Raw genomic sequence first — 23,066 nt, forward strand, 5'->3', positions numbered from 1 at the left:
TGATTCCTTACTTTCCTTTATATTTTGATTTTTTCTCAGTCAGTTTCGTCAGATCGTAGTAAAGCGGACTTGCAATTGTTATAGAAGAATACGCACCTGCTGTAATACCTACAATTAAAGGCAGTGCAAATTCACGAATGGTATCTCCGCATATAATATAAAGCGGTATAATAACCAATATAGTTGTAATCGATGTCATCAAAGAGCGAACTAGGGTTTGATTAATACTCTTGTCAACCAATTCTTCTAATTGTTTTTTTCGCATAAATTTTAAGTTTTCACGTATGCGGTCAAAAACAACAATCGTATCATTAATGGAATATCCTACAACGATTAACATGCCTGCAATGAATGGGTTGTTGATGCTGACATGAAAAAGTCCGTAAAATGCGATTAACATTAAAACATCGTGTAACAGTGCAACAATTGAGGCCACGCCAAATTTCCATTCAAAACGAATAATAATGTATATCAACATGCATATTGAAGCAATCAATACTGCTTTTATTGCATTTTTCTTTAACAAGTCTCCAACCGAAGGACCTATAAGCTGAGCATTTGCAACACTGTCTTTGTCCAGATCAAATGTAGAAAACATATTTTCATATAAGTTTGTTCTTGCATCATTGTCTAGTGCTTGTACTGTTTTCAAGACAATTTGATCATTATTTTCTCCGGCGTGCTGAACTTCTGCTTCTATATTACTTGCATCTAATACCGATTGTACTTCTTCAATAGAAACCTCACGACCCATATCAAATTGAATACGTGTACCACCTGTAAAATCAATTCCAAAATTAAAGCCTCGAATCAAGCCTGTACCAATTCCTGCGATAATTAAAACAAGAGAAATGATATAAAAGATTTTTCTGTGCTTTATAAAGGATAATTCTTTCTTTATTACAAACATTTACTGCACCTCCTTTATACCGAAAAACTTATTGTTTCCAAAGATTTTGCTTTCGGAAAAAATGGAAAGATAAAACTGTGTGATGACGACAGCAGTAAAAATACTGGCTATTATACTAATCATTAATGTCATAGCAAAACCACGAACCGGGCCAGAACCCAACTGATATAAAACAACTGCAGCAATCATCGTTGTTACCTGAGAATCAATAACCGTAGACATAGCTCGTTTAAATCCTTCGTGAGCAGCAACACGAATGCTTTTTCCTCCCAAAACCTCTTCACGGATTCGAGAAAAGATAATAACGTTTGCATCCACTGCCATTCCAACACCTAAAATCATACCTGCAATTCCAGGCAAAGTTAGAACAGCTCCAAAGGCTGCCATTGCCCAAATTACAATTAATACATATAAAATCAGTGCGATATCCGCCGCCAATCCCATAATGCCGTACATGGCAATCATAAAAATGATGACTAAACAGATACCAATTGTTCCGGCAAGAAGACTATCCTTAAGGGAGTCGATTCCAAGAGTCGGTCCAACAGTAGTCGTATCAACTTCTTCTAAACCGACAGGTAATGCGCCACCGCGAATCAGAATAGCTAGATTTGCGGCTTCTTCGTTTGTAAAATTGCCAGATATCTGTGCATTATTGGAAATGACTTCGGATACTCCTGGATTTGAAAGCACTTGTCCGTCTAAAATAATCATGATCTGATTTGCCTGCATTCCTTCAATTGTAGGCGTGACCTGATTATTGACAATCCGTTCCGTTGCGTTTTTAAAAGCTTTTGACCCTTCTGCATCAAATTCCAAAGTTACAACGTATCCGGTATCAAGTGAAATGTTGCTTTTTCCTTGATTCTTAGAAACTCCAGCATCCTTTACCTGGCTTCCGTCCAATACAACTGTTCCATCAGCCATGACAAATTGAAGCTGTGCAGTTTTACCGATTTGCGTAATAGCCTGATCAGCATCATCTGCACCAGGCAAGTCAACACGAATACGCTTATCTCCCTCTATCGTTACAACCGGTTCTGATAATCCCATTTGGTTAACTCTTTTTTCAATGATAGCCTGTGTCTGCTGCATTAAAGTTTTTAATTCGGAACCGGTCGCATCCGTCTGCGCCTCCATGACTACTGAAACACCACCTTTTAAATCCAACCCCAATTTGAGTTGATCTTTAATCGGAGCGAATGATCCTGCACCCATTAAGGTAACAAACCAACATCCGGCTATAAGAATTGCCAGGACGATTGCTAATGTTTTTTTCATTCTACTATTCACCTTCTCTTACGTATTTTTGCGAAATATTCCGCTCAATAAGCTTCAATTTAATTGAATGCTACAGAATATTTTACTACTTTTTCTCAACTTCTACAAGTAAAACCTGCTTTAAAATCAGAAATCTCCTTTAAATTTTAAGATTGACTCCAAACATTCCGCCTAAGCTGCCTAAAACGATACATGGGAGGTACCTTAAGCGCAAAAAGGAGATTGAGTTTTCCATCCCAGATAAAACAAAACTAAGCAGAAGAATACTTAAAAGTAAAATCCCTGCGAACAGAGCTCCGAAAATCAGTCCTCGTTTTTTAAATACAACACCTGCTTGAATTCCGATAAAAAAGCTGGCAATTCCACAGATTATCAAGATATAATACAAGATTCCCTTTTCCGGAAGTGCTGTAAACATTAGTAATAAAGAAAGCATTGTAAATAAAACAAAAAATAGCAGGAATGAAAAAACAAAGGCCTTTATTCCCTTTGTAATATAGTTATGTAATCCAAACCCTTTCATATTGCCTCCAATTCTGCATCTTGGCTATTTGCATGATGCGATATACTCTTGTACTACAGCATACGTATCCCTTGTTGTTTTTATTCAATAAAAAAACAAGGACAAAGCCTTGTTTTTCAATGCAAAAAATGCGTTCATTATTTATTGTCTTCTAATTTCTCTGGTGATTCCGAATCAGTGCTTGGCTCTAATATCTCTTTTTCTGCCCCAAGCTTTTTCAGTTTTTTTGGAAGTGCTTTTTTAGTCGTTCCCTCCACTTCTTCTTCAGCAAGTTTTGCTTTTGATTTTGGAGCTTCATTTTCTATTTTAGAAACGGCCCATCTCGTAATTTCAAATTTTGTTTTGTCTGCGCCAACCTGAATGGTAAGCCTTTCATCCTTTACTTTGACAACCTTGCCATAAATACCGCCAATGGTTACAATGTCATCTCCGACTTTGATACTATTACGCATGTCCGCAACTTGTTTTTCCTTTTTCTTCTGCGGACGAATCAATAAGAAATACATAACGACAATCAAAAGCACTAAAGGAATAAATTGCATTGCAAGTGCATTGTTCATAACGAATCCTCCTTTTCAACCTACAATAAAAATTATATATTATATTCCGCAAAAAGAAAAGGGTTTTTTATACATTTTATACTTGATTTCTCTTTTTATTTATGCTAATATAATTATGTTGCGCCGGCGTGATGGAATTGGCAGACGTGCGGGACTCAAAATCCCGTGGTGGCAACACCGTATCGGTTCGACCCCGATCGCCGGCACCAAGAAAGAAAAAAGACACAGTATGATAATTACTGTGTCTTTTTTATGATTTTTTATACTTAATTTCTTATTTATCGCCCGCTTAAAGAAACTGATTAAATAAATGATTCTCTTCCTTATCCTTACTGAGCATTACCAGGAGCTTGCCTTTATCAAAAGAAAGTTCGGCTTTGTCCGCCAGAATTTCATTGCTGATACCGATTGGAAAGCTATGATCTAATAATGCATTTGTTAAAGGATATTTCACCCCTTTTATCGTGACATTTTTACAATATTCCGTATAAGAAAATAAAGAAAGCTTATATCCTTCCCTTTTTGAAAATTGCATTTTACCCGGATTGAGAAGTGTTACAATATTATCTCCATTTAAAAGCACGACGTATTTCCCTAAATCGCAACCATAAGAAAGCGCTTGTAAATTTGCAATCGTGTGATCCAGACGTCCTCCAATACCTCCTACGATGCCGCAAACCTGAAATCCCCTCTGTATCCCGTATTTTAAGCACAAAAGTGTATCGGTGTCGTCTTTCTCAACCGGAACATGAATGACGTTTTCAGGTACACCTTCAGGCTCTTTGCCTGAATCGAAATCACCAATTACAATATGCGGTATAATCCCTTCCTTTTTCGCTAAATCATATCCGCCGTCCGCACAAATAATAAAATCATCTTCATGAAGGCGTAAAGATTGTCGAATTGGTTTTTCTAAATATGCGGTTATGATGATGCATCTTTTCATGTCACGCTTTTCCTCCGTGGATTTATTTTCTCTATTCTACCTTTCAAGAAAAAAAAATGCAAGTCAATTGACTTGCATTTTTTTAGTATTTGTTTGATTGAAATTTAGAAAAAATCATTCTTCTTCTTTTTTCATTTTAGCGATCAATTCTCCGGAAATTACCTGCTGTCCTTCTTTTACATAGATTTTATCAACCACGCCTTCGATAATCGCAATAATATTGGTTTCCATTTTCATCGCTTCAATCACTGCGATTGGCTGACCTGCGTTAACAGTCTCTCCTTCTTTTACCAATAACTTAATGATATTACCCGGAATATTAGCTCCTATTTCATGTTCATCATCACTATCTGCAATTAAAATGGATTGTTTACTGGCTTTTGTATTCGCCTCTTTATCCTTAATAACAACTGATCGAGTGATGCCATTTACTTGGAATACAACCTCACGATTACCATCCTCATCTGTATTTTTAATTTCCAAAAGCTTAATTACAAGTACTTTACCCTCTTCAATTTTTACTTCACAGGTTTCGCCTTCTTCTAAACCATGGAAGAAAATATCGCTTCCCATGTATTTAAAGCTACCTTCTTTTTTCTGGTTATTTAGATAATCTTCAAAAACTTTTGGATATAACGCATAGCTTAAAACTTCTTTGTCAGTTGCTTCGATACTATATTTTTCTTTCAAGTGCTTGCGTATCAATTCAAAATCTTCATCCGGAAGCAATTCGCCCGGTCTGGTTGTAATAGTTTTGCGCTCTTTTAATACTAATTTTTGAAGTTTTTCAGGGAAACCGCCTTCAGGCTGACCCATCATCCCTTCAAAATAAGACACAATAGAATCTGGGAAATCCATGTCCCTTGCTTTTTCATAAATGTTTTCCTGCGTTAAATCATTTTGAACCATAAAGATCGCCATATCTCCAACAGCTTTTGAAGACGGTGTTACTTTCACAATATCTCCCAGCATTTCATTTACAATCTTATACATTTCTTTAACATCTTGGAAACGATGTTCCAGTCCAAAGCTCTGTACCTGTGAGCGTAGGTTGGAATACTGTCCTCCCGGCATTTCATACTTATAAATTTCCGCGGTTCCGCCCTTCAACTCTGATTCGAACTGTGTATATACCGGGCGCACTGAATTCCAATAGTTTGAAATCTCCTGCATGCCGTCTAAAGGAAGGCCTGTTGCACGATCCGTATTTTCAAGAGCTGCAACAATGGAGTTCAGAGCCGGTTGGCTTGTTAATCCTGCAAACGCATTAAATGCAGTATCTACAATATCAACTCCCGCCATAGCAGCCATCAATATAGTCGCGCCACCGTTTCCGCTTGTATCATGTGTATGAAGATGCACAGGTATAGTCAGCTCATTTTTCAATGCCGTAATCAGCTTGTGAGCAGCCATAGGTTTCAGTAAGCTGGACATATCTTTAATAGCAAGAATATTCGCACCACGTTTTTCTAATTCTTTGGCCATTTTCAAATAATAGTTCAAGTTGTATTTATCTCTTTTTTCGTCTAAAATATCTCCTGTGTAACAAACACAAGCTTCAACGACCTTTCCTTGGTTACGAACCTCATCCATAGTAATTTCCATACCTTGAATCCAATTTAGTGAATCAAAGACTCGGAATACATCAACACCTGATTTCGCAGCCTCTTGAACAAACTTGCGTACAACATTATCCGGATAATTTTTATATCCAACTGCATTTGCACCACGTATGAGCATCTGAAGCAACACATTCGGGACTTTCTCACGAAGAATTGCAAGGCGTTCCCACGGATCTTCATTTAAGAACCGATATGCAACGTCAAAGGTTGCGCCTCCCCACATTTCTAAAGAAAACAAATCTTTTCCATAATAAGAAATAGCTGGTGCAATTTTTGTCATATCAATCGTTCTTACACGCGTCGCCATCAATGATTGCTGTGCATCACGCATTGTTGTATCGGTTAGAAGCAGTCGTTTTTGCTCCAAAACCCACTGTGCAAGCTTATCAGGGCCTTGGTTATCTAAAATCTGTTTTGTGCCTGAGAGGTTTTCTAATTTGGAAGGTTCAAATTTCGGAACGTGTGGTACGTCAAATTGTGGTTTATTACCTTTTCTTTCATTGATACTCTTATTTCCAAGGAAACGCAAAACTCTTAATTCCTTGTCTTGGCTCACTTTTATATTCAATAATTCTGGGTGATCTCCAATAAAGCCTGTATCACAAGTACCTTCAATAAATTCTTTGCTGTGAAGTACATTCACAAGAAAATTGAGGTTTGTTTTTACTCCCTTAATTTTTAATTCATCTAATGCACGGCTCGATTTGTTGACAGCATCTTTCCAAGTTCTACCTAAAGAAGTAATCTTAACAAGTAAGCTGTCATAATAAGGAGTAATCGTTGCACCTGTAAAGCCATTTCCGCCGTCAAGTCGAATCCCAAAGCCCGATCCGGTACGATACACATCAATAATTCCGGTATCCGGCGCAAATTGATTCGTTGGATCTTCAGTTGTAACACGACATTGAATGGAAAATCCTCTTGGCTTAATATCTGTTTGAGATTTGATACCGATTTCTTCTGAGTCGAGAGTATAACCCTGCGCAATTAAAATCTGTGCCTGTACAATATCAATGTTTGTAACCATTTCTGTAACCGTATGCTCTACTTGTATACGCGGATTCATTTCAATAAAGTAATGTTTCCCATTCTTATCCAGCAAGAACTCGACGGTTCCTGCACTTCGGTAATCAACCGCGCCTGCAATTTTCAGCGCATCGTTACAGATTGCCTGTCTCTGCTCTTCTGTAATGCAAAGAGCAGGAGTGAATTCTACTACTTTTTGGTGTCTTCTTTGAATGGAGCAGTCTCTTTCATGCAAATGTACGATATTTCCAAATTTATCTCCTAGAATTTGAACTTCAATATGTTTTGGACGTTCTACGTATTTTTCAATAAAAATATCATCGATTCCAAATGCTTTTCTGGCTTCGCTTTGAGCACTATTAAATTCCGGAAGCAAATCTTTTTCTTCTCTTACAATACGCATCCCGCGTCCACCGCCGCCGGCTGCTGCTTTTAACATAACTGGATAGCCGCAGAATTCAGCAAATTTTAATGCATCTTCTTCGGATTTAATCGCTTCATCCACACCCGGAATGGTCGGAACGCCAACCTCATGTGCTACAATCTTCGATTGAATTTTATCACCCAATCGCTCCATCATTTGATGGGTCGGACCAATGAACTCAATTCCTTCCTCCTGACAGAGGCGGGCAAATTCTGTATTTTCCGAAAGGAATCCATAACCAGGATGGATTGCATCAACACCTTTTGATTTTGCTAATTCAATGATTTCACTCATCCCCAAATAAGCCTCAACTGGAGCCTTCCCTTTGCCAACCTGATAAGATTCATCTGCTTTTGTACGGAATAGTGAATTTTTATCTTCCTCCGAATAAATGGCAACGGATCGAATACCGAGATCTTTGCATGCACGAAATACTCTGATTGCGATTTCACCACGGTTCGCAACTAAAATACGTTTAAATGTTTTCATAAATTCCCCTTTCCTATTTCTATTTATAATCCTTTTAAAAAAGGCTTATCTCATTCTTTCAAAAAAATAATATATCTATAGATTGTATCAAAATACGCCAAAAAATGCAAGACCTACTAATAAAAGTAGGTCTTCGATTTATCGTATTATTTCTTACTGAAAATAAGAAATGTTTTTTTAGGAAACCTTTACGACCCAACCTTCGGGCCCGCTTATTTTTCCCCATTGGATTCCGGTTAATCTATCATAAAGTGCTTGGCTTAATTCACCGATTTCCTGATGATTGATTTCCATTACGTTATCATTATACTTTAAGATACCTACCGGACTGATTACCGCTGCCGTGCCGGTTCCGAAGACTTCCTTTAATTCACCGTTTTTATGTGCATCTTCTACTTCTAAAATGCTGATTTTTCGTTCGCTTACCTTGTACCCGTCTTTTTGAAGCAGTGCAATGACGCTTTTACGAGTAATTCCACCTAAAATACTTCCGGAAAGCTCTGGTGTAATAATTTCATCATTGATTCGGAAAAAGATGTTCATAGCACCAACCTCTTCAATGTAACGATTTTCGATTCCGTCCAGCCATAATACCTGGCTGTATCCTTGCTCGTGTGCCTCAACACCTGCTTTTAAACTGGAAGCATAATTCCCGCCAGTTTTTGCCATGCCAGTTCCACCTTTTACTGTACGAACGTATTGATTTTCTACATAAATTTTAACGGGGTTCAGGCCTTCTTTATAATATGGACCAGATGGGGATGCAATGATAACAAACAGATATTCATCCCCAGCTTTTACCCCCAAGTTTGGTTCGTGACAAAAGATAAAAGGTCTTAAATAAAGGGATGTATTTGGAGCACTTGGTACCCACTCCTTATCAATTTCCACTAGTTTTTTAGTTGCCTCAATACAAAAATCCACATCGATCTCCGGAATGCAAAGGCGGTCATTGGATAAATTTAAGCGTTTAAAATTCTCATCCGGACGAAATAGATTTATACTCCCGTTTTCCGCGCGATAAGCCTTCATTCCTTCGAATACTTCCTGCCCATAGTGTAGACACATTGCTGCAGGATCGAGAGACAGCGGTCCGTAAGGTACAATTCGCGGAGAATGCCATCCTTTTTCTTTTGTATAATTCATAATGAACATATGATCTGAAAAAACACTCCCAAAATCAAGAGAATTTTCATCAGTTGGCTTTACTTTTGGATTTTTTGCTAATTCAATTTTTATAGATTCCAATGTTGTCACATCCTTTCTTAGGCTATCATCTATATTGATACAGAGCGGATATATTTCGCCTATACTCGTTCGCTTACCAATTTAAAACCGGCACTCGTAAGTGCCTTCTTGATTTCTGCTACTTGTTCATGATCTCTTGTTTCCATGCTGATTTTTAAGAAGCAGCTATTAATTGCCATATTTTGATCACCACGATCGTGATGTACACTAACCACATTTCCGCCGCAACGACTGATAATCTCACTTACACCTTGCAGTTGTCCTGGCTTGTCAGTAAGTGCAATGGTCAACGTGCTGTTTCTTCCATTCATTACAAGCCCTCTGGTAATTACACGGCTTAAAATACTGACATCAATATTTCCGCCGCTTACTACACTTACTACTTTTTTTCCTGAAAGATCAATTTTATTAAATAATGCAGCCGCTACGGAAACCGCTCCTGCGCCTTCAGCAATCAGCTTTTGTTTTTCAATCAATGCTAAAATAGCAGCCGCCACTTCATCATCGCTTACAGTGACAATTTCATCTACATATTCTGAAATGATATCATACGTTAAATCTCCCGGATGCTTGACAGCAATTCCATCTGCGAAGGTATCCACAGAATTTAAAGTAATCTTTTCTTTTTTTTGAATGGACTGATACATGCTTGGTGCCCCGCTAGTTTGTACTCCATAAACTTTGCACTCGGGCTTCAAGTGTTTGATTGCATACGCAATACCACTGATTAGTCCACCGCCGCCAATCGGCACAATAACAGCATCTACATCAGGCAGCTGATCTAAAATTTCAAGCCCAATGGTTCCTTGCCCTGCGATCACATCTGCATCATCAAAAGGGTGAATGAAGGTATAGCCGTGTTCTTCTTGCAATTCAACCGCCTTTGTGTGCGCATCATCATAGCTTCCCTTTACAAGACATACCTCAGCACCATAGCTTTTTGTTGCCTCCACCTTACTGATCGGCGCACCATCTGGCATACAAATGATGCTCGGAATGTTATTTTTTGCTCCGGCTAATGCAACGCCCTGCGCATGATTGCCTGCACTGCAGGCAATGATTCCCTTTGCTTGTTCTTCTTCGTTTAATTGGCTGATTTTATAGTAAGCACCACGCAGCTTAAAGCTGCCGGTTACTTGAAGATTTTCTGTTTTTAAATAAAGCTCGCACCCTTTATTCGGCAGAGCTGAAGCTGCAATTAAGTCTGTTTTACGTGCCACATTCTTTAGAATAAAAGCAGCATGATATATTTTATCCAAAGTTAGCATAGGTCTAGTTCCTCCAGTCTTATTTCATAACCGCTCCAGTGTTTGCGGAAGAAACCATCCTAGCGTAGCGTGCAAGCCATCCGGTTTTTATATTTGGCTCCGGCTGTACATAAAGCGCTCTCCGCTTCTCAAATTCTTCTTCACTTACCATTGCGTTAATTTTGGATTCTGGTATATTAATTTCAATCAAGTCATTTTCTGCAATCAAGCCGATTTCTCCACCACTTGCAGCTTCCGGACTGACATGACCGATCGATGCGCCTCTGCTTGCTCCGCTGAATCTTCCATCCGTAATTAACGCTACTGTTTTATCCAGCTTCATTCCAGCCAAGGCACTTGTAGGGTTCAGCATTTCTCGCATGCCCGGTCCCCCTTTTGGCCCTTCATATCGAATGACAACAACATCGCCTGAAACAATTTTACCCTTATAGATTGCATCAATCGCTTCTTCTTCACTGTCAAAGACTCTCGCAGGGCCGGTATGAACCAGCATTTCTTTTGCTACCGCACTTTGCTTTACAACGCACCCGTCCTTAGCAATGTTACCCCAAAGAATAGCAATTCCTCCTGTTTTACTATAAGGATTTTCAATCGGGCGAATCGCATTGGTATCCTTAATATAAGCACCTGTAATATTTTCTTTTATACTCTTTCCTGTAGAAGTTATTACACTGTCATCCAAATATCCGCCTTTTACCAGCTCGGCTTGCACGGCAGGAATTCCTCCTGCACGATTTAGATCCTGCATATGCGTTTCACCGGCTGGGGCTAAGTGGCAAAGATTTGGTACCTTTCCGCTGATTTCATTAAATAAATTTAAATCTAAAGATACACCTGCCTCATTTGCAATTGCTAAAAGATGAAGTACACTGTTTGAGGAACAGCCGAGTGCCATATCACAAGCAAGCGCATTTTTAAGAGATTTTTCATTAATGATATCTCTTGCTTTTATATCTTTCTCAATTAGATTCATAATCGCCATTCCAGCATGCTTTGCAAGCTGCATTCGACCGCTGTGAACTGCCGGGATCGTTCCATTTCCTGGAAGTGCAATGCCAACTGCTTCCGCGAGACAATTCATGCTGTTTGCTGTATACATTCCAGCACAGGAACCACATCCCGGACAGGTATTATTTTCAAATTCCATCAGTTTTTCATCATCAATCAAATTTGCTTTTCTAGCGCCAACAGCTTCAAACATTTGGGATAGACTTGTTTCTTTATCATCAACAAGTCCAGCCATCATCGGACCGCCGGAACACACGACTGCAGGAATGTTCAAACGGACAGCTGCCATAATCATGCCAGGGACAATTTTATCGCAGTTCGGAACTAACACCAAACCGTCGAAACAATGTGCCATTGCCATGGTCTCGACACTATCAGCAATCAATTCGCGACTGGCAAGACTATATTTCATTCCAAGGTGTCCCATTGCAATGCCGTCACAAACACCAATGGCAGGGACAACAATCGGTGTTCCTCCTGCCATACGTACGCCTGCTTTTACTGCTTCTGTGATCTTATCTAAATGGAAGTGGCCCGGCACAATTTCACTATGCGCGGATACCACTCCGATTAAAGGACGATCTAATTCTTCTTTTGTATAACCCATTGCATAAAATAAGCTTCGATTCGGAGCCCGTTCTATGCCTTGTGTCACATTTGCACTACGTAATGCCATAGAATTTTCTCCTTATTTTTTTAACCAGCTCATCATCTTTCTGAGCTCTGCTCCAACTTTTTCTAATGGATGTTGTGATTCCATACGACGTGTTGCGAGGAACTTTGCTTGTCCACCGCTCTTAAACTCCTGTATAAATTCACTTGCAAATTCACCATTCTGTATTTCATGAAGAACTTTTTTCATTTCTTTTCTGGTTTCATCTGTAATTAAACGTGTGCCAGTTCTGTAATCACCGTATTCTGCGGTATTGGAGATGGAATAACGCATCATTGCAAACCCACCGCTATTGATCAGGTCAACAATTAATTTCATTTCATGAATACATTCAAAATAAGCCATTTCCGGTTCATATCCTGCTTCTACCAAAGTGTCAAATCCAGCCTTCATCAATTCGGTAACACCGCCGCAAAGTACTGCTTGTTCTCCGAATAAATCAGTTTCAGTTTCTTCTTTAAAGGTAGTTTCCAAAATGCCGGCACGCCCTGCTCCAATTCCACTGGCATATGCAAGTGCATAATCTTTTGCTTTGCCACTTTTATCCTGATAAACGGCAATTAAACTTGGTACACCTCTTCCTTCAAGATACTGACTGCGAACCGTATGTCCCGGTCCTTTCGGTGCAACCATAATAACATCAATGGAATTCTCAGGAATGATTTGGTTGAAGTGAATATTGAATCCATGCGCAAACATAAGCACATCGCCTTCCTTCATATGCTTGGAAACCTGTGCTTTGTAAATGTCGGCCGCAGCTTCATCCGGTACGAGCATCATAACCAGATTTCCTTTTTCTGCTGCTTCTTCCACTTCCATAACCGAAAGTCCGGCTTCTTCTGCCTTTGCCCAGCTTGCAGAACCTTTTCTAAGACCGACTACAACATCAACTCCGCTCTCTTTTAAATTCTGGGCATGTGCGTGCCCCTGACTTCCATAACCAATAATTGCAACGGTTTTACCATCTAACAAACTTAAATTGCAATCTTCATCATAATACTTTTTAATCATTTCCATCTCTCCTTTTTCTTATCCTTTATCTTTAACTACATGTAATACATTTATTATGGTTTTAACGAATCAAATTGTCTTTCAATTTATACGTGATAATTCACAGGGCCTCTGCTTAAGGCAGTAATTCCTGTCCTGCAAACTTCCAAAATTTCATACTCACCCAATACCGTTAAAAATCCATCGATTTTATTCTGCTCGCCGGTAAGCTCCAGCACCATGCTTTCCACCGATAAGTCAATAATTTTAGCTTTAAACACATTTGCAATGGCGGTAATGTTCCCTCGATTGGTTTCATCTGCAGCTACCTTTACTAAGAGCAGCTCACGCACTAAGCTCGCATCCATATTTAATGCAAATATTTCTCTCACTTCTTCCAATTTAGACGTTTGTGCAATCATCTGCTCTAACATATGCACATCTCCCGTAATAACTAAGGTAATACGGGAAATATCAGGAATGTTCGTAACAGAAACCGTTAAAGAATCAATATTATACCCACGGCGTCCAAACAAACTGGTCACTCGAGTCAGAACTCCGGGATGATTATTCACAAGTACACTCACTACTTTTCTTTGCATTGACATCATGACCCCTCTCTTTCCTAGTTAATCCATAATCATATCGTCAATCGTTCCGCCTGCCGGAATCATAGGCAATACTTTTTCATCCTTATCAATCAAGCATTCAATCCAAACCGGACCTTTTTGCTCTAATGCTTCTTTTAATACAGCTTCAAATTCTTTTGGATTTGATGCACGGTATCCTTTTACGCCAAATCCTTCCGCTACTTTCATAAAATCTGTCTTCCTTTGTGGATCAGTATGGGAATATTTCTTTTTATAAAAACTGGTTTGCCATTGACGAACCATACCTAAAACAGAGTTGTTCATTATAATAGTAATAATCGGTAATTCATAAGTTTTAGCAGTACACGCTTCATTCAAATTCATGTGGAATGAACCGTCACCTGTAATATGAATCACTCTCTTTTCATTCATAACACCGAATTTTGCACCAATTGCCGCACCGTATCCAAATCCCATTGTACCAAGTCCTCCGCTTGTAATAAAGCAACGAGGCTCAAGATGTTCCAAATATTGTGCAGCCCACATTTGATGCTGTCCTACGTCAGTGACGTACACCGTATTTTTTTCCGACATTTCACAAAGAATCCGAATAATTTGGTGAGGCTTTAAGACTGTATCACTATCGACTGGCTTGTAATCTTTATCCTGCCACACCTGTATTTTTTTCATCCATTCGCTTTGCTGGTTTTCTTTTATACGAGGATATAAATCGTTAAGTATATCCTTTACATCCCCGACAACGCCATAATCAACATACACGTTTTTATTGATTTCACTTTGATCGATATCAAGCTGAATAATCGTTGCTTTCTGTGCAAAATATTTAGGGTTCAGTGCCACTCGATCACTGAATCGAGCGCCAATTGCAATCACAACATCCGCATCACTAATTACATTGTTGGTGCTGCTTTTTCCATGCATTCCAATCAAGCCTAAATTATGAATATCATCGTGGCATAATACCCCTGCTCCCATCATTGTATGAACCGCAGGAATTCCTGATTTATTTATGAATTGCTTTAATTCTTTCGAAGCATCTCCCAAGCTGACACCGCCTCCAAAATAAATAACAGGGCGTTTCGCTTCGTTTATAATTTCTGACACTTTTTCAATCTGATCCCTATTTTTCTTGGATTGTTTTTTAATAAGAATTTGTTCTTTTTTTACAAATTCACACTTGGCTGCTGTAATATCTTTCGGAATATCAATTAGCACCGGACCTTTTCTACCGGAATTTGCAATTCGAAATGCGCTGCGTATAGTATCAGCTAATTCTTCTACATCTCTTACCAAAAAATTATGTTTTGTAATTGGCATCGTAATTCCGGTAATGTAAATTTCTTGAAATGAATCTCTTCCCAACAACGAAGTACTAACATTTCCTGTAATGGCTACCATCGGTATGCTGTCCATATATGCAGTCGCAATTCCGGTGACCAAATTCGTTGCACCCGGTCCGCTTGTTGCCAAGACAACACCTGTTTTCCCAGTTGCTCTGGCATAGCCATCCGCAGCATGAGAAGCTCCCTGTTCATGAGCTGTTAAAATGTGTGTAATTCGATCCTGGTAGTCATAGAGGGTATCATATATGTTTAGGACTGCGCCTCCGGGATAGCCGAAAATGGTATCGACTCCCTGTTCCAATAAAACTTCTGTTAAAATTTCTGCGCCTGTCAAATTCATACTTATTCACCGCCTTCCAATTTCCCATCTCTGTCTATCTTTTGCTATATAGTTTGAAAACCATCTGTTTTCAAGATGGTTATTGCACCTATTTTAACGGATACATTTTACTCTGTCAAACGATTTTTAAAAATATTTAAAAAAATAGTAGAATTCATTTTTTCAAACATTGCATCAAAGAATAATTCAATTATTTGTTAGTATACAACAAATTATTAAATTTGAAAAGAAAATTGAGATAAAAAAGTTTAAATTATAGCAATTGTAAAAATAAACTTTATAGTATGAAAACATTCTTTTGAATTGTATAATAAAGTAGCTTCCATCCCATACATCTATTTTTAGAATTTTTAGACAATCTCTCTAAAAGGATATTTATAATATAATAAAAAAATTCAAAAATGAGGTTGACACATCTAAAATAATACAGTATGATATTGAAAACTTTATAATTAAATGCTATGACAGGGACAAAGTTTTAGATCAAATGCTTTCAGAGAGTTATCGTCTGGTGCGAGATAACACATTTTCTAAAAACGAGCTCACCCTTGAGCAGTCAGCTAAAAGATTTCTTAGGCGCGACCGGGTTTCTCACCGTTACATATGAGAGCGTATTCGCAGTTTTGCCGATACGATTGAGTGGGTATTTTCATACCAACGAGAGTGGTACCACGGATGCTTTTTAACAGCCTTCGTCTCTTTGCACAAAAGTGCATGAGTCGAAGGCTGATTTTTTTTATCTTAAAAGAAATCAGAATGAAAAATAAGAAGAAATGGGGAAGATATTATGAAAAATTTTGATAAGTATCAAATCGGCTATTTTATGCCGCCGTCTTGTGAAATGCATTGGACAAAAAAAGATCACATTGAGAAATCTCCTATTTGGTGCAGCGTGGATTTACGTGATGGAAATCAAGCTCTGATTGTTCCTATGAGCTTAGAGGAAAAATTAAAGTTTTTTAAATTCCTAGTATCCATTGGTTTTAAAGAAATTGAAGTTGGTTTTCCGGCTGCTTCTGATACAGAATATGAGTTTTTGCGAACCCTTATCGAGGGAAATCATATCCCCGATGATGTAACCATTCAGGTACTGACACAATCGAGGGAACATATCATTCGAAAAACATTCCATGCACTAAAAGGTGCAAAAAAGGCAATTGTTCATTTATATAATTCAACCTCACTTGCACAAAGAGAGCAAGTTTTTAAAAAATCAAGAGAACAGATTATTGAAATCGCAGAATTCGGTGCAAATTTATTCAACAAGTATGCCGCAGCCTATCCTGAAACAGAATTTCAATTCCAATATTCACCAGAAAGCTTTACCGGGACGGAAATGGACTTTGCTGCAGAAATATGTAACCGAGTCATAGACATCTGGAAACCAACTCGTGATAAAAAAATGATTATTAATCTTCCAGCCACCGTTTCTATGTCGATGCCTCACGTATATGCAAGTCAAATTGAATACATGTGCAGTGCTTTACATGACAGAGAAAGTTTAATCATTTCACTTCATCCTCATAATGACCGTGGAACTGGAGTTGCCGATGCCGAACTTGGACTGCTCGCCGGAGGGGATCGAATTGAGGGAACCTTATTTGGAAATGGGGAACGTACTGGAAACGTTGACATTGTAACTTTGGCAATGAATCTGTACTCACATGGGGTTGATCCACACCTTGATTTCAGTAATATGCCGGCTGTCGTAGATTTATACGAATCGGTTACGCGCATGCGTGTTCATGAAAGACAGCCATACAGCGGAAAATTAGTATTTGCAGCATTTTCCGGATCACATCAGGATGCGATTGCAAAAGGAATGAAATATCGCGATAAAAAAGAACAAAGAATTTGGAATGTCCCTTACCTTCCTCTTGACCCAAATGATGTCGGACGAGAATATGAAACGGATGTAATTCGTATCAATAGTCAATCCGGTAAGGGGGGCATTGGGTATCTTTTGGAACAGAATTTTGGCTATCAGCTGCCAGATGCCATGAGAGAAAGCTTCGGATACCAGATTAAGCAAATTTCTGATGAAAATCATAAAGAACTTTCCCATCAGGAAATCCATGATATCTTTACAAGTGAATACGTGAATTGCTTTAATCCAATTGAAATTACCAAAGTTAAATTTCAGCAAAAAAATGGTATCATCGCCACGATATGGGTTACAATCAATGGAGAACCCTACTCTTTTACTGCGAACGGAAACGGTCGTTTGGATGCAGTCAGCAATGCATTAAAAAATTGCTGTTTGGAGCTTGATTATAATATCATCTCTTACAGTGAACATGCATTGGAAAATGGTTCGAATTCAAGAGCCTGTGCTTACGTAGGCGTAGAGGATTCAAAAGGCAATGTAACTTGGGGCGTTGGCATTCATCCGGATATCATTTCTGCGTCCGTCAACGCTATGGTAAGTGCCATCAATCGAACGTTAAAATAAGGAGTATAGAAAGGAGTCATCATTATGGGAATGACAATGACACAAAAAATATTAGCCGCACACGCCGGACTGCCTTCTGTAAAAGCTGGGCAACTAATTCGTGCTAATCTAGATATGGTCTTAGGCAATGATATCACCTCCCCTGTGGCCATCAATGAATTTGAAAAGGCGGGTTTCGATCAGGTTTTTGATACGAAAAAAATATCTATGGTAATGGATCATTTTGCGCCAAATAAGGATATAAAAGCAGCGCAACAATGCAAGCAATGCCGTACGTTTGCAAAGCGTTTTGAAATTGAAAATTATTACGATGTAGGTGAGATGGGAATTGAACATGCACTTCTTCCGGAAAAAGGGCTGGTTGCTTCAGGAGAACTCATCATTGGTGCGGATTCGCATACCTGTACTTATGGTGCACTCGGTGCTTTTTCGACTGGTGTAGGCAGTACGGATATGGCTGCAGGTATGGCGACTGGTAAAGCATGGTTTAAAGTTCCGGAGGCCATTCGATTCGTTTTGACCGGACAGCTTTCCGAGGATGTCAGCGGAAAAGATGTTATTCTTCATATCATCGGGGAAATCGGCGTTGACGGTGCTTTATATAAGTCAATGGAATTTGTAGGAGATGGTTTGCAAAGCTTGACAATAGATGACCGGCTTTGCATGGCGAACATGGCGATTGAAGCTGGTGCGAAAAATGGTATCTTTAAGGTTGACGAAATCACGACTGCCTATATGGAAGGAAGAGTGAACCGTCCATATACCATTTACGAAGCAGATGAAGATGCAGTATACGAAAAAACCATCAAAATTGATTTAGGGAAGATCAAGCAGACCGTTTCCTTCCCTCACCTTCCGGAAAATACAAAAACCATTGATCAAGTCGGTGACATTAAAATCGATCAAGTAGTCATCGGTTCATGTACGAACGGCCGCCTATCTGATATGGCCATTGCGGCAAAAATATTAGAAGGTAAACACGTCCATAAGGATGTTCGGGCAATCATTATTCCGGCTACTCAGGCAATTTATAAAGAAGCAATGAAACTGGGATATTTAGAAACATTTATTGATGCAGGCTGCATTGTCTCCACCCCGACCTGCGGTCCTTGTCTTGGTGGCTATATGGGAATCCTTGCAGAACAAGAACGTTGTGTAGCAACGACAAATCGAAATTTTGTTGGAAGAATGGGACATAAAAATTCAGAAGTTTATTTGGCAAGTCCAGCTGTGGCAGCGGCTTCGGCAATTACCGGTAAAATCAGCGGTACTAAGGAGGTAAAATAAATGAATGCAAAAGGCTTTACACATAAATATGGCGACAATGTAGATACAGATGTCATCATCCCTGCACGCCATTTAAATACAGCAAATCATAAAGAGCTTGCTTCTCACTGCATGGAGGATATCGATGTAAATTTTATAAAAAAAGTAAAAGATGGAGACATTATGGTAGCAGGCTTCAATTTTGGATGTGGTTCATCCAGAGAACATGCGCCAATTGCAATTAAAGAATCGGGTATCTCCTGTGTTATTGCAAAAACCTTTGCTCGCATATTTTATCGAAATGCAATCAATATAGGTTTAGCAATCCTTGAATGTGAAGAAGCGAGCGACGACATTCAAAACGGCGATGAAGTATCCGTCAACTTTGATAACGGAGTTATCACAAATCTTACAACGAATAAAACCTATCAAGCGGAACCATTTCCTGACTTTATTAAGGAAATTATCCGAAGCAATGGTTTGTTAAATTCAATCAACCAATAATAGAAGTTAGTAAGCTAAAAAAGTCTGGAGATGAATATATGAATAAAACAATTACAATTATAAAAGGAGACGGTATCGGTCCGGAAATCGTAACCGAAGCAATGAAGGTAATCGATGCGATCGGCCAGAAATACAGGCATCAGTTTATCTATCAAGAAGTTGCAGCAGGCGGAAATGCAATTGACCAGTACGGCACTTCTCTTCCTAAAGAAAGTTTAGAAAAATGCTTGAATTGCGACAGCGTACTGCTTGGTGCAGTCGGCGGACCAAAATGGGATAAGACAGACCCTTCCATCCGCCCGGAAAAGGCACTCTTGTCTATTCGAAGTGAAATGGGGCTGTATGCAAACCTTCGCCCTGCAAAGCTCTTTCCTCAACTTTCCGAAGCATCTCCACTAAAGGAAAGCATCGTGAATCAAGGAATTGATTTCGTCGTTGTTCGTGAATTGATTGGTGGAGTTTACTTTGGAAAAAGAAGCACAACCACAGAAAATAACGAGTTGATTGCACGCGACGAAATGAGTTATAGCGAGCATGAAATTAAACGTATTGCAAAAATTGCTTTTGAAACAGCAAGAAAACGTAATAAAAATGTCATATCGGTAGACAAAGCAAATGTTTTGGATACTTCCAGACTGTGGAGACGCGTTATGGAGCAGACCGCAAAGGATTATCCAGATATTCAATATACGAATATGCTGGTTGATAATACAGCAATGCAGATTGTAAAATGTCCTTCTCAATTTGATGTTATTGTTACAGAAAATATGTTCGGCGATATCCTATCTGACGAAGCAAGCATGATAACCGGTTCCATAGGCATGATTCCTTCGTCAAGCTTAGGTAATGGTACCCGCGGTATGTATGAGCCAATCCACGGGTCTGCACCGGATATTGCAGGACAAAATATTGCCAATCCAATTGGAACCATACTTTCTGCTGCTATGATGATGAAATATTCTTTTGATATGGCAAGAGAAAGCGAGAACATTGAAGCCGCTGTCCACAGTGTATTAAATCAGGGGTATCGGACTACGGATATTATGAGTTCAGGTAAAATAAAAGTATCCTGTACAGAAATGGGAAAACTCATTATTGAAAACTTATAAGTTGAACTTCTTCATTTGTTGGTAAAAAATACCTGTGAAATAAAAAAGCGGATATGTCTTGTATCCGCTTTTTCTATGTTTGTCATGCAATACTTTTATATCTATGTAGATCTAATTAAATTAAGAATTGCTTTCCCAGTCCACTATATCAGCTCCCACCAATTTTAAAATGCGTTCATTCATCTTTGGATAATCGGTGCGAAGACGTAAAGGCTGAAATGTTTCGGCATGTACAAAGCAATGCTTTGTTTCCCCTTTCGTCCTTATCTTCTTCGTCTCTTTATCATAAATTTCGTAAGAAATCGTGAGCCTTGCTCCCTTAAATTCTTTTATCTTAGTCAAAATAACAACTGTATCACCAAAGTGAACCGGATCTTTGTATTCGCAATGCGCTTCTAATACAGGCATCATTACTCCCATTTTTTCAATTTCAAAATACGGCATCCCAATTTTATCTAAATAATCGACTCTCGCTTCTTCAAACCATCGAATATAATTTGAATGATGAATAATTCCCATGCGATCCGTTTCATAATAATTTGCAATTCTTATCAGCGGTAATATTTTCAATTCGATTCTCCTTTATATAAATACGCTTGCAATCGTTTTTACAGCAAGGGCTATAATAATAATGCCTGCAACAATACCGACTATTGTCAAAGCATATTTTAAATCTTTATCATTTCCGGTCAAGCCATGTCCGAAGCCGCCATTCTCACTACCTCCGCAACTGTCTTCCCACCAAGTCGGATCCTTTTGTTCTGATTCCGTCATTCCTAAACATTCCTCTATATGCTTCTTTGCTTTTTCTTCTTCGGATAGAGGAGAATCGGTTTCCGCTTGACAAAACTCACAATACTTACTTCCATCTTTAAGCTGTCCTCCGCAATGTTTACATACCATAAAGTTACTCCTTCTTTATTGTTGAATACGATGTTCTGCAATAGAATCTATTATTTATAATAGCACGCCTTTACATGAAATCAAGGGTTGTCATTTATGTCAAATATGTTCTATGCTATTTCTTTATATTTAATTTCTCTTTAATAATCTGCTTCCACTCTTCTTCCGATTTGGAACCTGCATACGCATCCCCTATGATTTCACCTTGGCTATTTACAAAAAAGGTGTATGGAATCACATCAACGTCCTTTAATTTTGCATAGATTAAATCTTCAGAAGGAAGTAAATGAATATAAGAAGCATCGGTATCTTCTATAATTCCCTTTGCTTTTTTCACTTGATCTTCTGATATATTACCATCAGGTCCAAATACATCAATAGGAATTCCGATGATTTGAACACCCTTTTCTTTATATTCTTTATTGATCTTCCCCAAATCCGGCATTTCTCTTAGGCATGGTGTACAATAAGTTCCCCACACATTAATCATGGTTAAATCATATTCTGAAAAAATTTCCTGTGTAACAGCATTACCTTCTAAATCCATTGTCTCAAACCAACTCATGCTTGGTTGTTTGACTTCTGCCGGAGAATTTTCATCACTGCTCACAATTCCATAAGTCCAGTCTAAAATTCCGCCAAATTCTTTCACATTAGTATACCCCAAATCAACCAGTTTCTCAGCGGCTTGCTTGCTTCGATTTCCACTTCTGCAATAGATTAAAATCTCTGCATCTAAATCCGGAAGCTGCTCAGGCTTCTCCTCTTTAATGGATTCATTTGGAAGCAATATCGCCCCGTTTATATGACCTGCATCGTACTCTTCCTTTGTACGTACATCCAAAATAATAGCGTCTTGATTTTCATTTATTTCCTGATAAGCCTCTTCGGCTGTAATTTTCTGATACCCTCTATTCTCGTACTCTTCCGACTTTGTGCATGCAGAAAAAATCATCGTAGAAATAATAAGCAGTCCTATTACTATCATCAGCTTCGCATATCTCATATAAAGATTCTCCTATCTGTTTCACTTTTTATCGTGATCTTGCATTAGCTTTTTTGTCATATTATATGGTATTCCTATATTTGTCAATATGATTTACAATCGATTGTTCTTTGTATGAAAAAAGAACAATCAAGAAATATTACATGACTGTTCTTTTTGACTCAACAAGAATTTATTATTTCAATGTATGATTGCTATGCTAAACGAACGTTTACGGCTCTAATTTTACTGCTATCTCTAGAATCAGTTTCGGTATCGAAAGTAACCTTTTGACCTTCAGTGAGCGTTTTAAAACCATCAGCTACGATAGCGGAGAAATGTACGAATACATCATCACTACCGTCATCATTTGAAATGAATCCAAATCCTTTTTCTGCGTTAAACCATTTTACTGTACCATTATGCATATGAGTACCTCCTAAAATTATTGCAACCAAACATTTAAAAAGTTCACATATCTTTGTAAACCATAAAACGAGCAAATGACTTACAAAAACATGTGAACTCAATCGAACATTTAGTATACATCTTGAATTATACATTTAACAACTATATTTGTCAAGA

The 23,066-nt window shown here is 38.5% G+C and carries 20 protein-coding genes, 1 tRNA gene and 1 other annotated feature; of the genes, 5 read left to right on the forward strand and 16 right to left on the reverse strand.

Features of this window, described 5'->3' with window-relative positions; genetic code table 11:
- Positions 1-7 precede the first annotated feature (7 nt).
- The 4 genes from secF to yajC all read right to left on the reverse strand — a co-directional run bounded on the left by secF (position 8) and on the right by yajC (position 3,274).
- Positions 8-910 carry a protein translocase subunit SecF gene (gene secF, locus U5921_RS14150; RefSeq protein ID WP_324824104.1) on the reverse strand — a complete coding sequence of 301 codons (903 nt, stop codon included), beginning with the start codon at positions 908-910 and terminating at the stop codon, positions 8-10.
- Positions 911-2,191: a protein translocase subunit SecD gene (gene secD / locus U5921_RS14155; RefSeq protein ID WP_324824105.1), complete on the reverse strand. Its 1,281-nt coding sequence runs from the start codon at positions 2,189-2,191 to the stop codon at positions 911-913.
- A 139-nt stretch (positions 2,192-2,330) separates the two neighbouring features.
- Positions 2,331-2,714, reverse strand: a complete 384-nt coding sequence (locus U5921_RS14160) for a TIGR04086 family membrane protein (protein WP_324824106.1) — start codon at positions 2,712-2,714, stop codon at positions 2,331-2,333.
- 137 nt (positions 2,715-2,851) lie between these two features.
- Entirely contained in the window at positions 2,852-3,274 is a 423-nt protein-coding gene (gene yajC, locus U5921_RS14165; RefSeq protein ID WP_324824107.1) for a preprotein translocase subunit YajC, read from the reverse strand.
- A gap of 122 nt (positions 3,275-3,396) precedes the next feature.
- Here yajC and U5921_RS14170 point away from each other — a divergent pair.
- Positions 3,397-3,483: transfer RNA gene (locus U5921_RS14170), tRNA-Leu, on the forward strand.
- A gap of 80 nt (positions 3,484-3,563) precedes the next feature.
- Here the strand turns inward: U5921_RS14170 and U5921_RS14175 are convergent.
- From U5921_RS14175 to ilvB, 8 genes are all read right to left on the reverse strand, one after another.
- The gene (locus tag U5921_RS14175; RefSeq protein ID WP_324824108.1) at positions 3,564-4,220 is read right to left on the reverse strand and encodes a thiamine diphosphokinase; all 657 of its coding nucleotides are present in this window, start codon (positions 4,218-4,220) and stop codon (positions 3,564-3,566) included.
- Positions 4,221-4,334: 114 nt separating this feature from the next.
- Positions 4,335-7,781: a pyruvate carboxylase gene (locus U5921_RS14180; RefSeq protein WP_324824109.1), complete on the reverse strand. Its 3,447-nt coding sequence runs from the start codon at positions 7,779-7,781 to the stop codon at positions 4,335-4,337.
- A gap of 177 nt (positions 7,782-7,958) precedes the next feature.
- On the reverse strand, positions 7,959-9,029 hold the full coding sequence (locus U5921_RS14185; protein WP_324824110.1) for a branched-chain amino acid aminotransferase: 1,071 nt from the start codon (positions 9,027-9,029) through the stop codon (positions 7,959-7,961).
- Between the two features lie 59 nt (positions 9,030-9,088).
- Positions 9,089-10,297 carry a threonine ammonia-lyase gene (ilvA, locus tag U5921_RS14190; RefSeq protein WP_324824111.1) on the reverse strand — a complete coding sequence of 403 codons (1,209 nt, stop codon included), beginning with the start codon at positions 10,295-10,297 and terminating at the stop codon, positions 9,089-9,091.
- Between the two features lie 19 nt (positions 10,298-10,316).
- Positions 10,317-11,981 (reverse strand): dihydroxy-acid dehydratase, encoded by a 1,665-nt coding sequence (ilvD, locus tag U5921_RS14195; protein ID WP_324824112.1) that lies wholly within the window; start codon positions 11,979-11,981, stop codon positions 10,317-10,319.
- 12 nt (positions 11,982-11,993) lie between these two features.
- The gene (ilvC, locus tag U5921_RS14200; RefSeq protein WP_324824113.1) at positions 11,994-12,989 is read right to left on the reverse strand and encodes a ketol-acid reductoisomerase; all 996 of its coding nucleotides are present in this window, start codon (positions 12,987-12,989) and stop codon (positions 11,994-11,996) included.
- Positions 12,990-13,075: 86 nt separating this feature from the next.
- The gene (gene ilvN, locus U5921_RS14205; protein ID WP_324824114.1) at positions 13,076-13,570 is read right to left on the reverse strand and encodes an acetolactate synthase small subunit; all 495 of its coding nucleotides are present in this window, start codon (positions 13,568-13,570) and stop codon (positions 13,076-13,078) included.
- A 27-nt stretch (positions 13,571-13,597) separates the two neighbouring features.
- Entirely contained in the window at positions 13,598-15,262 is a 1,665-nt protein-coding gene (gene ilvB, locus U5921_RS14210) for a biosynthetic-type acetolactate synthase large subunit (protein ID WP_324824115.1), read from the reverse strand.
- Positions 15,263-15,714: 452 nt separating this feature from the next.
- Positions 15,715-15,965, forward strand: a binding site (T-box leader).
- 84 nt (positions 15,966-16,049) lie between these two features.
- Here ilvB and U5921_RS14215 point away from each other — a divergent pair.
- Genes U5921_RS14215 through leuB form a run of 4 tightly spaced genes read left to right on the forward strand, consistent with a single transcriptional unit; the run spans position 16,050 to position 20,593 of the window.
- On the forward strand, positions 16,050-17,714 hold the full coding sequence (locus U5921_RS14215) for a 2-isopropylmalate synthase (RefSeq protein WP_324824116.1): 1,665 nt from the start codon (positions 16,050-16,052) through the stop codon (positions 17,712-17,714).
- Positions 17,715-17,738: 24 nt separating this feature from the next.
- On the forward strand, positions 17,739-19,001 hold the full coding sequence (gene leuC, locus U5921_RS14220; protein WP_324824117.1) for a 3-isopropylmalate dehydratase large subunit: 1,263 nt from the start codon (positions 17,739-17,741) through the stop codon (positions 18,999-19,001).
- On the forward strand, positions 19,002-19,484 hold the full coding sequence (gene leuD, locus U5921_RS14225) for a 3-isopropylmalate dehydratase small subunit (RefSeq protein ID WP_324824118.1): 483 nt from the start codon (positions 19,002-19,004) through the stop codon (positions 19,482-19,484).
- Between the two features lie 38 nt (positions 19,485-19,522).
- Complete coding sequence (gene leuB / locus U5921_RS14230) at positions 19,523-20,593, forward strand: 3-isopropylmalate dehydrogenase (RefSeq protein ID WP_324824119.1); 1,071 nt, start codon at positions 19,523-19,525, stop codon at positions 20,591-20,593.
- Between the two features lie 120 nt (positions 20,594-20,713).
- Here leuB and U5921_RS14235 read toward each other — a convergent pair whose 3' ends face one another.
- From U5921_RS14235 to U5921_RS14250, 4 genes are all read right to left on the reverse strand, one after another.
- Positions 20,714-21,163, reverse strand: a complete 450-nt coding sequence (locus tag U5921_RS14235) for a thioesterase family protein (protein ID WP_324824120.1) — start codon at positions 21,161-21,163, stop codon at positions 20,714-20,716.
- A gap of 12 nt (positions 21,164-21,175) precedes the next feature.
- Positions 21,176-21,496, reverse strand: a complete 321-nt coding sequence (locus U5921_RS14240; protein WP_324824121.1) for a hypothetical protein — start codon at positions 21,494-21,496, stop codon at positions 21,176-21,178.
- A gap of 115 nt (positions 21,497-21,611) precedes the next feature.
- Positions 21,612-22,502 (reverse strand): rhodanese-like domain-containing protein, encoded by an 891-nt coding sequence (locus tag U5921_RS14245; protein ID WP_324824122.1) that lies wholly within the window; start codon positions 22,500-22,502, stop codon positions 21,612-21,614.
- A gap of 194 nt (positions 22,503-22,696) precedes the next feature.
- The gene (locus U5921_RS14250; protein WP_324824123.1) at positions 22,697-22,909 is read right to left on the reverse strand and encodes a cold-shock protein; all 213 of its coding nucleotides are present in this window, start codon (positions 22,907-22,909) and stop codon (positions 22,697-22,699) included.
- Positions 22,910-23,066 lie beyond the last annotated feature (157 nt).

Origin of the sequence: Sinanaerobacter sp. ZZT-01 (assembly GCF_035621135.1) — a bacterium.
Taxonomy (GTDB): Bacteria; Bacillota; Clostridia; order Peptostreptococcales; family Anaerovoracaceae; genus IOR16.